General features: G+C 37.3%; 16 protein-coding genes. 8 read left to right on the forward strand and 8 right to left on the reverse strand.

Annotated elements, in window-relative coordinates; translation table 11 throughout:
* Nucleotides 1–103: 103 nt before the first annotated feature.
* Nucleotides 104–628 (forward strand): ribosome biogenesis factor YjgA, encoded by a 525-nt coding sequence (gene yjgA / locus H4J75_RS02030; protein WP_182214636.1) that lies wholly within the window; start codon nt 104–106, stop codon nt 626–628.
* A 154-nt stretch (nt 629–782) separates the two neighbouring features.
* Here yjgA and efp read toward each other — a convergent pair whose 3' ends face one another.
* A complete protein-coding gene (efp, locus tag H4J75_RS02035) occupies nt 783–1,352 on the reverse strand; it encodes an elongation factor P (protein ID WP_070374890.1) in 570 nt (189 codons plus the stop codon).
* A gap of 56 nt (nt 1,353–1,408) precedes the next feature.
* On the opposite strand from efp, the gene epmB reads away from it, so the two are divergent.
* Both epmB and H4J75_RS02045 read left to right on the forward strand, forming a co-directional pair.
* Nucleotides 1,409–2,425, forward strand: coding sequence for an EF-P beta-lysylation protein EpmB (gene epmB / locus H4J75_RS02040; protein ID WP_182214808.1), 1,017 nt, complete (start codon nt 1,409–1,411; stop codon nt 2,423–2,425).
* 38 nt (nt 2,426–2,463) lie between these two features.
* The gene (locus H4J75_RS02045) at nt 2,464–2,775 is read left to right on the forward strand and encodes a hypothetical protein (protein ID WP_070374891.1); all 312 of its coding nucleotides are present in this window, start codon (nt 2,464–2,466) and stop codon (nt 2,773–2,775) included.
* Nucleotides 2,776–2,871: 96 nt separating this feature from the next.
* On the opposite strand, the gene H4J75_RS02050 is transcribed toward H4J75_RS02045, so the two are convergent.
* The 4 genes from H4J75_RS02050 to H4J75_RS02065 form a co-directional block, all read right to left on the reverse strand.
* Nucleotides 2,872–3,384: a DUF3016 domain-containing protein gene (locus tag H4J75_RS02050; RefSeq protein WP_259366912.1), complete on the reverse strand. Its 513-nt coding sequence runs from the start codon at nt 3,382–3,384 to the stop codon at nt 2,872–2,874.
* Nucleotides 3,385–3,492: 108 nt separating this feature from the next.
* Nucleotides 3,493–4,026, reverse strand: a complete 534-nt coding sequence (gene sigX / locus H4J75_RS02055; RefSeq protein WP_182214639.1) for an RNA polymerase sigma factor SigX — start codon at nt 4,024–4,026, stop codon at nt 3,493–3,495.
* A gap of 19 nt (nt 4,027–4,045) precedes the next feature.
* The gene (locus tag H4J75_RS02060) at nt 4,046–4,870 is read right to left on the reverse strand and encodes a mechanosensitive ion channel family protein (RefSeq protein WP_182214641.1); all 825 of its coding nucleotides are present in this window, start codon (nt 4,868–4,870) and stop codon (nt 4,046–4,048) included.
* Entirely contained in the window at nt 4,870–5,136 is a 267-nt protein-coding gene (locus tag H4J75_RS02065) for a hypothetical protein (RefSeq protein ID WP_182214642.1), read from the reverse strand. Before H4J75_RS02065 ends, H4J75_RS02060 begins: the two co-directional genes overlap by 1 nt.
* A gap of 261 nt (nt 5,137–5,397) precedes the next feature.
* Here H4J75_RS02065 and H4J75_RS02070 point away from each other — a divergent pair, with 261 nt between their 5' ends.
* The 5 genes from H4J75_RS02070 to H4J75_RS02090 all read left to right on the forward strand — a co-directional run bounded on the left by H4J75_RS02070 (nt 5,398) and on the right by H4J75_RS02090 (nt 11,430).
* The gene (locus H4J75_RS02070; protein WP_182221194.1) at nt 5,398–6,498 is read left to right on the forward strand and encodes an OmpA family protein; all 1,101 of its coding nucleotides are present in this window, start codon (nt 5,398–5,400) and stop codon (nt 6,496–6,498) included.
* 855 nt (nt 6,499–7,353) lie between these two features.
* A complete protein-coding gene (locus H4J75_RS02075; RefSeq protein ID WP_182221195.1) occupies nt 7,354–8,331 on the forward strand; it encodes a DUF1852 domain-containing protein in 978 nt (325 codons plus the stop codon).
* 54 nt (nt 8,332–8,385) lie between these two features.
* On the forward strand, nt 8,386–9,420 hold the full coding sequence (locus H4J75_RS02080) for a methionine synthase (protein ID WP_182214646.1): 1,035 nt from the start codon (nt 8,386–8,388) through the stop codon (nt 9,418–9,420).
* A gap of 166 nt (nt 9,421–9,586) precedes the next feature.
* Entirely contained in the window at nt 9,587–10,417 is an 831-nt protein-coding gene (locus H4J75_RS02085; RefSeq protein ID WP_182221196.1) for a sulfite exporter TauE/SafE family protein, read from the forward strand.
* Nucleotides 10,418–10,545: 128 nt separating this feature from the next.
* Complete coding sequence (locus H4J75_RS02090) at nt 10,546–11,430, forward strand: LysR family transcriptional regulator (RefSeq protein ID WP_182221197.1); 885 nt, start codon at nt 10,546–10,548, stop codon at nt 11,428–11,430.
* A gap of 386 nt (nt 11,431–11,816) precedes the next feature.
* Here the strand turns inward: H4J75_RS02090 and groL are convergent, their stop codons facing one another.
* The 3 genes from groL to H4J75_RS02105 all read right to left on the reverse strand — a co-directional run bounded on the left by groL (nt 11,817) and on the right by H4J75_RS02105 (nt 14,504).
* The gene (gene groL / locus H4J75_RS02095) at nt 11,817–13,460 is read right to left on the reverse strand and encodes a chaperonin GroEL (RefSeq protein ID WP_070374904.1); all 1,644 of its coding nucleotides are present in this window, start codon (nt 13,458–13,460) and stop codon (nt 11,817–11,819) included.
* Nucleotides 13,461–13,580: 120 nt separating this feature from the next.
* The gene (locus tag H4J75_RS02100) at nt 13,581–13,874 is read right to left on the reverse strand and encodes a co-chaperone GroES (RefSeq protein ID WP_070374905.1); all 294 of its coding nucleotides are present in this window, start codon (nt 13,872–13,874) and stop codon (nt 13,581–13,583) included.
* Between the two features lie 117 nt (nt 13,875–13,991).
* Nucleotides 13,992–14,504: an FxsA family protein gene (locus H4J75_RS02105; RefSeq protein ID WP_182214649.1), complete on the reverse strand. Its 513-nt coding sequence runs from the start codon at nt 14,502–14,504 to the stop codon at nt 13,992–13,994.
* Nucleotides 14,505–14,638 lie beyond the last annotated feature (134 nt).

Here is a 14,638-nt window from a genome sequence, read left to right on the forward strand (position 1 = left end):
TATTGTTTTCTTCTATAAATGCAGGAAATTGGAGAATATGCGCTGTATACCATAAGCACTTACGAGTATAATAGCGATAATTATCACTTTAATAACGAATATTATGCCCGACTCTGCTAACGATATCGATGAATTAGATGAAGAATTAAAAAGTAAATCAGAAGTAAAGCGCGAAATGATCCAGTTACAAATCTTTGGACAGTCGCTTATTGATTTATCTAAGCATCAGCGCAGTAAAATTCCTTTTACTGAGGAGATTAAGGACGCCTTAATTTTAGCTGATAAAATTAAAAACAAACATGAAGCATTACGTCGCCATGTTCGCCACTTGGCAAGAATATTATCAGAATCTGATTTAGAGCCAATTAAACATGCTCTTGATGTTATGGCAAATAAGCATCAACAAGAAACAGCTAAGTTTGTTAAGCTTGAAAAGATGCGTGATGACGCTATTGATGAGGGTAATGACTTTGTTGAAGCTTTACTGAACGAGCATGAGTCGATGGAAAGACAAAAGCTACGTCAATTAGTACGACAAGCGGCAAAAGAGAAAAAATCAGAAAAGCTTGGCAAGTATTACAAAGAGCTATTTGATTATCTAAAACTTCATACTAGACAGATAAACTAGTCGTTTATCTATAAAAAAAACCTGCATCAGCAGGTTTTTTTAATACTAAATTTTATTCATTGCTAAGTGACAATAAAGCTAAGTAGCCCAAATGCACTGGCTACTTATTAAGACGCTTATTGAAAATAGCACAGTAGATAATCGTTAAAAGTGCTTATTTACTTGCACGCGATACGTATTCACCCGTACGCGTATCCACTTTAACTGTCTCACCAATTTGAATAAATAGCGGTACACGAATAACCGCACCGGTATGTAAAGTTGCTGGTTTTCCACCCGTACCGGCAGTATCACCTTTTAATCCTGGATCTGTTTCTGTAACATCTAGATCAACAAAATTAGGGGTTGTTACTGTGATAGGTGAACCATTCCATAAAGTAATGGTACAAAGATCGCCTTCTTTTAACCATTTAATACAATCTACAACTGCTTTTTCATCAGCGGCAATTTGCTCAAAGGTATCATTATTCATAAAATGCCAGAATTCACCGTCAGCATACAAGTAAGCTAGCTCGGTTTCCATTACATCAGCGCCTTCGCAAGACTCGCCTGATTTAAAGGTTTTTTCTAAGACTTTATTAGAAATAAGTTTACGAATTTTTACGCGGCTAAAGGCTTGGCCTTTACCTGGTTTTACTAATTCGTTTTCTAAAATGTTACATGGTTCGCCGTCAATCATTAATTTAAGGCCAGCCTTAAATTGGTTTGTACTAAAATTAGCCATATGAATGTTCTCTTATACTCAAACAAATAACGCAGAGATTTAAATTGAAATTACAAATGCCGCAGATAATACCCCAAATAAGCGAACAATTGCACATTTCTTGGCAAAAAGAGTTAAGTAATGTCGTTACAGATCCGAAAAAGCTTTTAGATATGCTAGAAATTGACAGCCAAGATTATCTGCAACACTTTTCAGCACGTAAGTTATTTCCGGTCCGTGTACCCCGACCTTTTATTACAAGAATGAAAAAAGGCGACTTTAACGATCCGCTGCTTAAACAGGTTATGCCACTCTCTGATGAGTTTGTTGTCTCTGATGGCTATTCAATGGATCCACTAGAAGAGCACGACACTGTTGCCGAAGGCTTATTGCATAAATATAAGCACAGAGTCTTGATGATTATAAAGTCAGGTTGTGCAGTTAATTGCCGTTATTGTTTTCGTCGCCACTTTCCTTATGATGAAAACAGTCCCAATAAAGTTCGCTGGCAGCCGGCGCTAAAATATATTGCCGATCATCCTGAAATTAATGAAGTGATTTTCAGTGGTGGCGATCCTTTAATGGCAAGTGATGATCACCTACAGTGGCTTATTGAACAACTTGAGCCGATTAAACATTTGACACGCTTGCGTATTCATACGCGTTTACCCATTGTTATCCCGCAGCGCATAACAACATCATTAGTGAACATTTTGTCTGAAACTCGATTAAAGGCAACCATGGTTTTACATATTAATCACCCTAATGAAATCGATGATGAAGTAAAGCAAGCACTCGAAAAACTTCGTTTGGCAAGAATTCCTTTGTTCAATCAAAGTGTATTATTAAAAGGAGTGAACGATGACGCCAAACTCTTATGTCAACTCAGCGAAACTTTATTTGATAGTGGTATTCAACCTTATTACTTACATATGTTTGATCCCGTACAAGGGGTTGCTCACTTTGATATTTGTGAAGAAGAGGCAAAAATAATCGTCCAAAAAATGATGGCGATATTACCTGGCTTTTTAATGCCAAAATTAGTACGAGAAATTGCGGGAGAAGCTAACAAAACGCCCATCAATTTGGCATAATAGCGGTATATCAAAACAATCGTCAATATAGAGACACTATGAGCGCAACTGTTAGTAAGCAACTCGTTGATAATATTTCAATTATTTTAAAAAAATCGCTAGCCGCTGATGCGACTTTAGCCGATTTAAGAAAAAACAAGCAAGCAAGCTTTGAGGCAATATTTAAAGCAGACGCTGGTTTCAAATGTTCGGCAAATACTTTTCAGCCTTATGTTGAAGAAGTCGCGAACGATTTAATTTTTTGGCAAAAAACATCAGATCAACAAACGCTAATAGATACGGTAAAGAAAATAGAAAAGCTTTTTACCGTTTTAGCGAACTTTGAAAACAGTGCAACGGTTACCCATTAACGGTACCGCTTAAAAGTAAAAATAAAAATAAAAAGGCCATCTTTATTGCACTATAAAGATGGCCTTTTGCTTTATATAACGTTAAAAATGTGACGCTTATTTATCAACATAGTCTGCGAAAGCATCTTTAAACCAATCATCAAGCAATTTTTTTTCATAGCCTAACGCATTATTTCTATATTTTAAGCGTCCACCCATCATAAAACTCATATCTTTTAAATTAACATTGTCGCTAAGTATTATGACTTTCTCAGCATTTATTAATGTAAATGATAGTTTTATTCTTGGAAAATAAAGGTCTTTAATCACTCTAATTTGATGTAGACCGCTGGCGAGAACGTCACCCGCTAAATCAATGTCTGTTACGTCTATATTAAGTATTTGAGATGCGGGTAATGCTTTAGCAAGTTTGGATAAATGTTTTTCAAATTCGTTAAACATATTTTCTCGAAAGCGTTTTCGACCTTCCGTTCCTGAATCAATATCTCGGTATTTATCAGGCTCCGTCCAAGTGATGTTCACCTCAGCAGCTTGTGCTGTAGGAATCGTTAAGATCAGACTGCCTAGTATTAAAGCAGTCAATAAAGTGAATAGTGGTTTAATCATCATATATCCTTAACCATAAAGTTTATTAATGCCGAGTGATTTTTTTATATTTACCCTGAATAAAAACGGCCCTAAAATTATCTTATCCATAGTTACACAGGTTACCAAACTTTACTGCTTTAATCGCTGTTGTAAAAAATCTACAACCCTTTTATGACGCATTTTTACCGCTGAAATATTGAGGTGACAAATATCGGCTATTTCTTGAAATTCCAAACCTGTGCGGTAACGTAGTAGCATAATATTACGATCAGCAAAGGACAGGTTAACCATTAATAATGAAAGTGCTGTCCCAAAATCTTCGTGGCTATTATCATCATTGGTTATACTTTCAAGATATTCATCATTGTGTTCGATAGTATCCCAACGGCGATCTCTTATTTTATTGATACATTCGTTATGGGCAATTTTAAATAGCCATGCTTTAAAAGATACCGCCCACTTAAAGTTTTTTAAGTGGGCGAGTACCTTTATAATTATTTCTTGTACGACGTCTTCGGCATCAGGCTGATGCTTAAGTAACTTTACACAGTATCCTTTTAAAACAGGTAAATAAGGTGTAATTAGTTGCTGAAAAAGACGCGTATCATAAGGTAGGCTTGCTTGCACTAAGGTAACAAGCTCGCGTTCATTAAGCGTAGTCAAACCGTAAAATAAGCCTCAACTATTGCTTAATAACTTTATTAGCTAATAAGAAAGTATTCGGTATCGTCGTTAGCGACTCATCGGCTGCCATCACTTTACTCGCAACACTGCCAATAACAGCTAAGGTGCCCTTAATGTCTGTTACTTCAATAACGTCACCTATTTGGTACATCTCTCGAAGATAAACGCCAGCAACAATTTCTTGGGCCATGGCTTTAGTGCCGATACCTAAAGAAATAGCCGCCGCTAAACCGACACTGCCAATAAGTACTGTCATGATGTTATTTAGCAGAGAAACATCTATGTCTAATTGCGTAATAGATAAAGAAACAGTAATAACGATAATAATACCGCGGCATACTTCGGCAACGGAACGGCCATAGTCAACACCAGTATTCTTAGCGGCTATTTTTACGCCATTAAAAACAATTTGCGCAACAAAGAAGCCACAAATTAAAACAGCGAGTGAAGCAAGTAATTTAGGTAAAAACAACACCAAAGTGTCGATTAAGCCGGAAAGTACGGTTAAGCCTAAAATATCTAGAGCCGCTAATAAAAAGATAAGTAAGAAGAATGTCGAAATAAGACTAGCAACAACTTGGCTACCCGTTAAAGTAACATCCATTTTTTTCAGCAGTGAATCTAGACCCAGTTTATTTAAAAACGTATCAAAACCAATTTTAATTAATGATTTATTAAGAAAGTTTTTAATGAGTGTTGAAATAATCCAACCGACAAGTAGAAATAAAATAGCGACAATTAAATCAGGTAAAAAAGTAACCACTTTATGCCAAACAGTTATTAAGCCAGAGTAAGCTTTGTCGGTGATGTTTTCAGTATCCATTATCTATTCTCATTATTAGTTATGCTATTGCTTGTTATCTTTGGGCAAGGTGCCATCTGTTTAAATATCGGTTTTAAAACTTTCATAAATAGGCTAATAAAAACAACCCAAAGTGAAGCTAAGCCCAATGCAACAAGATCTTTTGTACCTTGCTGATTATTTGCTGTTAAGGTTGCGCGCTTAAAAAGCTGATCATCTGATGTACTAAAAGCAACATCTGCATCACAGCTTAATTCTTTCGCTAAACTCTTTTCTATGTCTTTCATCTCATCCTCGAGCAATAGTTTTATCGCTTTATTCTTTAACGACTGAGCCGTTAAAAAGTCACATTAAATCTGTATGTTTTTTATTCTTATTTTTATCTATACACATTAACTTTTTTAAATCGGGTGCATTCTACGCTAAACAATTTTGAGTATTAGCGTTAATTTAGTAAAATTAAGAAAAATTTGTGACTTTTGAGTTTCTTATCCGTTATAGAGCCAGAAATTACATCACATTACCCGAAACTTAATAAGGATTTATCCATGAAAACTTTTAACATGACTCTGATAGCTGCATTAATAAGCTCTCCACTAGCTGCAGAAACTATTGATAAAACATGGGAGCTTGGTGTGTTTAGCGACTACATCAAGTCAGATACAAACAAAGAAAACAATATTGACTGGCAAAAAATTGAAGCGGGCAAAAGCCTTGGTATTGATTTACAAAAAATCATTAATGAGCGTTGGGACATTCGTTTAGAATTAGCTAAAACACGTTACGACATTGAAAATGGCAATGATAAAGATTACGGAACACGTGCCGGTATCGATGCGATTTATAAAGTTGAAGATAGCAGTTTTTACCTTTTCACTGGTGTAAAACGCTTTAACAATGTTAGAAGTTATAACGCGGCTAATGTAGGTGCGGGTTATAACCTTCAAATTAATGATCGTTTCTCTCTATACAGCGAAGCCGCTGTTTATCGCGATCTTGATTACGGTCAAACAGATCAAGGTATTAAACTAGGTGTAAAATATACTTTTGGCGATGTTAAAAAATCACCTGTTGTTAACAAAGCTGTTGTTAACAAAGCTGTTGTTAACAAAGCTGTTGTTAACAAACCTGTTATGGAAACGATGAAGTCAACGCCAGTCGTTAAAAAAGTGATGATGGTTGATACTGACAACGATGGTGTTAGTGATAACAACGACCGTTGTGCTAATACACCGGCAAATGTAAAGGTTGATTCTCAAGGCTGTACGTTATATTCAGAAAAATCAGTCGAAATTAAGTTAAATGTTATCTTTGAAAATAACAGTTCATTGGTTAAGCCAGCAATGGTTGATGATGTTCAGCGTTTAGCTGATTTCATGAAAGAATACCAAAACACAAGTGTTGTTATTGAAGGACACAGTTCGGCTTCTGGTAGTGAAGAATATAACCTAATGCTTTCGCAAAAACGTGCTGATACCATTAAAGGCTTATTAATTAATAAGTTTTCTATCGATGCTAGCCGTTTATCTGCAAAAGGCTTTGGTGAAACACAGTTGATTGCTAAAGGAACTTCGCCTGCAGACAATAGTGTAAACCGCAGAGTTGTAGCGAAAATAGAAACTGTCGTTAAAAAAGTGATTACAAAATAAGGCTAAATTGCCTAATTAAAAGGGAAGCCATTTGGGCTTCCCTTTTTTATTACTTTCAATGAAAGTCTCTTGATAAATCATTTTACTCGATTTGTATAGAGCGCAGTATTAAAAGCCTATATAACTTTCGGCTAATTAATGACAATCACTCAGATAAAGTGATTATCTGAAGGACATAAGACCTCGTCAATATTATGCATTCGCATTATTGGCCGTAAAATTTACAGACCTTAATAAACAAATAAAGCCCAAATATTCCAACTCCCCATCAAAGTAACTTTTAGGCTATCTTTGCTAGCGGTTGCCACAAAGATCACTAAGTTGAAGTCTTAATTTATTTCGACTCTGCCCCGCTTAGCTATCAAATCGGTCATTCTCGCGATTTATCGGCACGGCTTAAAAGTGCTATTTTAAGTGGTCTAAATTTATCTACCAACTCAACTTATATCGCAAAAGATAGCTGCTCATTAATACTCACATTTTAATCTCTCCAGATGAGCGTGATTCTTCTAAAGCGGTGTTTGAACAATAATCAGTTTAAAACAAAATGTGTTCTCGTATAACCTCGAAATTACGAGTAGGAATGATCCAAAGCTTATCAATAAATAAACACATGAACACAGCTCATAAATTAATGAAATAAAATCAATTTTATTCATGTAACGAACCAAGTATAAAACACACTCTGCTTTTAACTTTAAACCACATTACAGTTGGTTCTCAATTAAGCCTTTAGGTATATACCCAAAAGACGATGAAGACAATTGACTAGGAAAACCAAAAAATAAAATTAAAAGCCTCAAAGATCACGAAATAAATTTAGGTTTTATCTCAGGAAATAGGATTACGTTCACAATGAATAAAGACTTTACATTTACTATTAAGAGCACTTGTCTTGATGAAAATTATCAGCCCTCAGACAATACGCGTATCACGACCAACTTTGCTAATTTAGCGAGAGGAAACAGCCGTCAAGCGAACTTACGCAACGCTTTAAATATGATTGACAATAGTTTCAATGCGTTGGCACATTGGGATAATCACCAAGCAGCACGTTATTCTGTCGAACTTGAAATCATTTCCGTTGATATAGATATTGAAGGCAGTGGCCAAACCTTCCCATCAATTGAAATATTGAAAACGAATATTGTTGATCATAAAAATAACAAACGCATTGAAGGCATTGTAGGAAATAATTTTTCCTCTTATGTGCGAGATTATGATTTCAGCGTATTGTTGTTAGATCATAATAAGGGTCAATCAAAATTTAGCATTCCAGATAATTTTGGCGACCTGCATGGGAAGCTCTTTAAATACTTTGTAAATTCGAGTGCTTACCAGCAACACTTTAAGAAGCCACCGGTAATATGTCTCAGTGTTTCTAATAACAAGACCTATCATCAGACTGAAAACCACCATCCCGTATTAGGTGTTGAATACCAGCCAAATGAATCTTCTTTGACTGAGCAGTATTTCAAAAAAATGGGCTTACAGGTTCGCTATTTTATGCCACCAAATAGTGTTGCGCCTTTGGCTTTTCACTTCTTTGGTGATTTGCTTAATGATTATACTAATCTTGAGCTTTTAAGCACTATCAGTACGATGGAAACTTTTCAAAAAATCTACCGACCTGAGATTTATAATGCGAATGCTGTTGCAGGTAAATGCTATCAACCAAATTTAATGAATTTAGATCATTCATTAACTCACATTGTTTATGATCGAGAAGAACGTAGCAAGATGGCTAATCACCAGGGAAAATTTGCTGAAGAGCATTTCATCAAACCCTACCAAACGGTTCTTGAGCAATGGTCTGCTAGTTACGCTCAATAGCTATATTTAATACTTATCTTTTATAAATATCCTAAAATTATGGCATCAACTATCATGAAAAAATTATTACCTACTTCAACGGCAGGCAGTTTACCTAAACCCTCTTGGCTTGCACAACCTGAGACTCTTTGGTCTCCTTGGAAATTACAAGGTGACGAATTAATTGAGGGAAAACAAGATGCTCTACGTTTATCATTACAAGATCAACAACAAGCAGGCATTGATATTGTCAGTGATGGCGAACAAACACGCCAACATTTTGTTACTACATTTCTTGAGCACCTCAACGGAGTTGACTTTCAAAAACGCAAGACCATAAAAATTCGTAATCGCTATGATGCGAGTGTACCTACGGTTGTTGGTGCTGTTTCACGCCAAAAATCAGTTTTTGTTGAAGATGCCAAGTTTTTACGTCAACAAACAAAACACCCGATTAAATGGGCGCTGCCAGGCCCTATGACGATGATAGATACACTTTATGATGACCATTATAAAAGTCGAGAAAAGCTAGCTTGGGAATTTGCCAAAATCCTTAATCAAGAAGCCAAAGAGTTAGAAGCAGCGGGTGTTGATATTATTCAATTCGATGAGCCTGCATTTAATGTGTTTTTTGATGAGGTTAATGATTGGGGTGTGGCTTGTTTAGAGAGAGCAATTGAAGGACTTAAGTGTGAAACAGCTGTACATATTTGCTATGGCTATGGCATTAAAGCCAATACAGATTGGAAAAAAACTTTGGGGTCTCAGTGGCGACAATATGAAGAAGCCTTTCCCAAACTACAAAAATCTACTATCGATATTATTTCGTTAGAATGTCATAACTCTCATGTACCAATCGAGCTACTTGAACTTATTCGAGGTAAAAAAGTGATGGTAGGAGCCATTGATGTCGCAACCGATATCATTGAAACACCAGAGGAAGTCGCCAAGACCCTACGAGAAGCCCTCAAGTATGTCGATGCCGACAAGCTCTACCCATGTACAAACTGTGGCATGGCCCCTTTATCTCGTAAGGTAGCAAAAGGGAAATTAAATGCGTTAAGTGCAGGTGCAGAAATAGTTAGAAGAGAACTTTCTAATAGTAACTAACTGATATAATAGTGTTTAGTAAAGTAGGCTATGGCTTTCTCACAATCGAGCAAAATTGGCTATGCTTGAGCTATTATTTACTTAAAGACCTAACAACGTATGCTGCAGTTGCCCGTTTAATTGATAGTAGGGTCTTTAGCGTTATTAAAAATAAAAGTAGTCGTTAATGAATATCATTGAATTTATAACAAATAATATCTCACCGTTTTTTGCATTGGTTGCCACAGGTGTATTCGCAGGTATTTTAGCGGGCTTGTTAGGTGTAGGTGGTGGTATCGTAATCGTACCTGTATTATTTTTCTTGTTTCAGAGCTTTGGCGTATCACCAGAGTCTGCGATGCTGGTTGCGACAGCAACCTCACTAGCCACCATAGTACCCACATCTGTTAGTTCTATTCGTTCTCACAATAAAAAAGGTAATGTCGATTTTGACCTGCTCAAACGCTGGGCTGTCTTTATTCTTATCGGGGTATTGGTTGGTAGCTGGTTAGTGACTCTTGTTGAAGGTACTATGCTTACTATGTTGTTTGGGGTGATAGCGGTTTTATCGGCACTAAATATGTTGTTCCGCACGGGGAAATCAGCTCTGTACCAGAAACTACCTAATAAAACAGGACAAACGGTTATGGGGGCATCCATTGGCTTTTTCAGTTCTATGGTCGGGATTGGCGGCGGTACTATTTCGGTGCCACTGCTCACTCTATATAACTATCCCGCCCACAAAGCCATTGGCACAGCAGCGGCAATAGGGTTAATAATTTCATTGCCTGGAGCGCTAACAATGCTGACCTTCGGCAGTACGCCAACCGATGCTCCAGCGGGTACATTTGGTTTGGTCAATCTATTTGCCTTCACTTGTATTGTGCCGCTAACCGTATTATTCGCACCGTTAGGGGCATCATTAGCAGCGAAATTAGATGCGGAAAAACTGAAAAAAATCTTTGCCTTCGTATTACTATTTACGGGCTTACGTATGTTGGCGCAACTTTTCTTATAGATTTTATTGCTGTTCATTGTTGTTGAACAGTAAATGATAATTGTAAATCAACTTATTTGATTGATAAAATGAACAGCATTCATCAATCAATGGAGCTCATCATCAAAGCTAAAAACAGGAGTTAACAGGTGTTAGAAAGGATCCATTTAGAAATACTAACCGCAATAAAAGAGCATGGAACCCTAACTAAAGCTGCTGATTCGTTGCACTTATCTCAATCTGCGTTAAGTCACAGCATTAAAAAATTAGAAGGCCAAATTGCTACTCCAATATGGAAAAAAGAGGGTCGAAACCTACGTCTTACAGCTGCTGGAGAGCGTATTCAAACGCTTTCAAATAGAGTATTACCTCAGTTTTTACATACAGAATTATTACTGAGTCAGATTGCAAAAGGTGAAATGGGGGCTCTACGAATTGGCATGGAATGTCATCCTTGCTATCAATGGTTACTTAGAGTCATTCAGCCTTATCTAGAGCAGTGGCCGGACATTGATATGGACGTGAAGCAGGAGTTCCAATTTGGTGCTTTAGGTGCATTGCTTAGCTACGAAATAGATGTACTTATTACACCAGATCCACTCTTTAAACCTAAAATAGTCTACATACCCGTTTTTGACTATGAACATAGGCTGGTCGTTTCAGCGTCTCACAAACTTGCAAAGCAAGCTTTTGTTTTACCCGAGCAATTAAGCGAAGAGGTACTGTTTAGTTACCCTGTTGAGCCGCAAAGGCTCGATATCTTTAGTCAATTTCTTAATCCAGCAAAGTGTTCAGTAAAAAAACACAAAAACATTGAAACAACTGAGATCATGTTACAAATGGTCGCTGCTGGTCGAGGTATTTGTGCCTTGCCGGGCTGGCTAGTAGATGAGTACTCAAAATCAATGCCTATTAAGAGTCTTCGTTTTGGAGAAAAAGGTATTAGTAAGCAAATCTTTGTAGGTATTCGCAAGACCGACCAAAATATTGACTACTTAAATGATTTCATTGCTCAAGCTAAAAAAACAAAATAATTAGTTAATCCGGTTTTAGAGGGGCTGCATAAAATTAAACACCTGCAATAGAAAAGACGGCGAGCTTGTCGCTAATCTATGAGACTGCCTCTTGCTCACCCAGATGGTATTTTGCTCACGACAACAATGAGCTTAAATCCGATTTAACACAAATCAATAAGCTAAGGCTGGCAATTCGTATAATTAAGAGCATAAACATGTTCTTGCATAGTAAATAAAAAAAGCCCGAATATCGCTATTCAGGCTTTTAAATTTTGAGCTATAAATGGTTTTGACTATTTATGCGCAGGATAAACGGTTTACTTCAAGGCGCTTTATTGTGACGTTTAGTGTTTCTTAAACGAAGGATAACGCAACGAAGAAATTAACAGTTTAGACAAGCATAATTACATCATGCCGCCCATTCCACCCATACCGCCCATATCAGGCATGCCACCAGCGCCAGCATCTTTTACCGGTGCATCAGTGATCATAGCTTCGGTTGTTAACATTAAGCCAGCGACAGAAGCAGCAAACTGTAATGCACTACGCGTTACTTTAGTTGGGTCAAGAATACCCATTTCTAACATATCACCGTAAGTAGAGTTACCAGCATTGTAACCAAAGTTACCTTTACCGTTACGCACTTCGTTTAATACGACTGAAGCTTCATCACCACAGTTAGCAACGATTTGACGTAGAGGTGCTTCCATTGCGCGAATTGCAACGTTAATACCATGTGTTTGATCTTCGTTGGCACCTTCAAGGTCTTTGATAAGGTCAGCAGCGCGAACTAATGCAACACCACCACCAGCAACAACACCTTCTTCTACCGCGGCACGAGTTGCATGCAATGCATCTTCAACACGGGCTTTTTTCTCTTTCATTTCGATTTCTGTTGCTGCGCCAATTTTAATAACCGCAACACCGCCAGCTAATTTAGCTAAACGTTCTTGTAACTTTTCTTTATCGTAATCAGAAGATGAGTCTTCGATTTGACCACGAATTTGCATTACGCGACCTTGTATATCAGCTTCGTTACCAATACCATCAATAATCGTTGTATTGTCTTTAGTGATAACAACACGTTTAGCTTGACCTAAATCTTCTAATGTTGCTTTTTCAAGCTCCATACCGATTTCTTCAGATATTACCGTACCACCCGTTAATGTCGCGATATCTTGTAACATTGCTTTACGACGGTCACCAAAACCAGGTGCTTTAACCGCTGCAACTTTAACGATGCCGCGCATGTTGTTTACCACTAATGTTGCTAAAGCTTCACCTTCAACATCTTCAGCAATAATTAATAATGGCTTACCTGATTTTGCAACACCCTCTAAAGTAGAAAGTAATTCGCGAATGCTGCCTACTTTTTTGTCTACTAAGAGAATGAATGGGCTTTCTAATTCAACAGTGCCACTTTCTTGGTTGTTGATAAAGTAAGGAGATAAATAGCCACGGTCGAATTGCATACCTTCAACAACGTCTAATTCGTCAGTTAACGCTTGACCTTCTTCAACAGTAATTACGCCTTCAGTGCCCACTTTTTCCATCGCTGTTGCGATGATTTTACCGACAGTTTCGTCAGAGTTAGCAGAGATAGTGCCTACCTGCTCAATCGCTTTGTTATCGCTACATTCTTGCGATAAACCTTTTAACGCTTCAACGGCGGCAATAACTGCTTGGTCGATACCACGTTTTAAGTCCATTGGGTTCATGCCGGCAGCAATTGATTTCAAACCTTCATTTACAATAGCTTGCGCTAAAACAGTTGCAGTAGTTGTTCCGTCACCGGCTTCATCATTGGCTTTAGAAGCAACTTCTTTAACCATCTGTGCGCCCATGTTTTCAAATTTGTCTTCTAATTCAATTTCTTTTGCAACAGTAACACCATCTTTGGTGATGATTGGACCACCAAAAGATTTGTCTAATACAACATTACGACCTTTAGGGCCTAATGTTACTTTTACCGCGTCAGCTAAAACATTTACACCACGTAGCATTTTTGCTCGTGCGTCATTTCCAAATAATACGTCTTTTGCAGCCATGTTGTTTCTTCCTATATTTTGTTAGTTTGTCGAACATCGTTCGACTACAATAATTAATACACTGTAAGTTGAGGCTTAGCCTAACGAATTCCTACAGTTTATATAAAGTCAGTAGCGTTACTATGACTCAACAATCGCTAAAATGTCTGATTCAGAAAGGATCAAAACTTCTTCGCCATCAATTTTTTCAGTTTTAACGCCGTAACCTTCACTAAAAATAACTTGGTCACCTACTTTTACGTCTAAAGCACGTACTTCGCCATTTTCTAAAATGCGACCGTTACCGACAGCGATAACTTCACCGCGCGTTGATTTTTCTGCAGCACTTCCTGTTAAAACAATACCACCAGCTGATTTTGATTCTACTTCTTTACGTTTAATTATTACGCGGTCATGTAATGGACGAATGCTCATTAATTTTCTCCTGAGAGTTTATTCACTCTCAATAAATTTAAATAAAAGGTTATAAAACTTTGTTGCAATTAAAGATGGGGCTAATTTAAAACTTCACAAGCCCCGTTAAAAAATTTTTTATTCTTTGCGCTCATACTCACCTTCAAGCGTTTCACCTTGGTGGTGTTCAATCGGCTTCTTAGTGCCTAAACCCTGCTCAAATGGATCAGACGTAACTGGCTGTTCTTGCTGAGTATGCACCGAACTTTGATAAGTAAAACCAGCCGCACTTTGATTCATGACTAAATGTGACTGCACTGACTTTATCAACAGACTTCTCACACTAGGGATCAGGAGAGATAGCCCAAAAATGTCAGTAACAAAGCCAGGCGTTACTAAAAGTATGCCCGCAACCAGTAAAAGTAGTCCTGCAACTATTTCATCTGAAGGCATTTCTCCTTGCGCCATTTTAGTTTGTACCGAGTTTAAGGTGGCAATCCCCTGCTGTTTAACATTTCTGGCACCCAGCCATGCGGTAATAATAACAATAGCAATTGTTGGCCATGCGCCAAGCCAAGTACCAACATTGATCAGTACCATAATTTCGATAATAGGAACGACAATAAAAAGGATAAATAGAAAACGAAACATTTAAAGTCTCTTCATTAAAAAATTTTATATAAGATGAAACATATATGGGGTTGTGCAGGTCTTTTTCAAGCATCAGGTAAATACAAGCTAGTTCATATGGTAATAAGCTATTAATTGTCATTTAAATAGCTTAA

The organism is Colwellia sp. BRX10-1 (genome assembly GCF_014077545.1).
In the GTDB taxonomy this organism is placed as follows: Bacteria; Pseudomonadota; Gammaproteobacteria; order Enterobacterales; family Alteromonadaceae; genus Colwellia_A.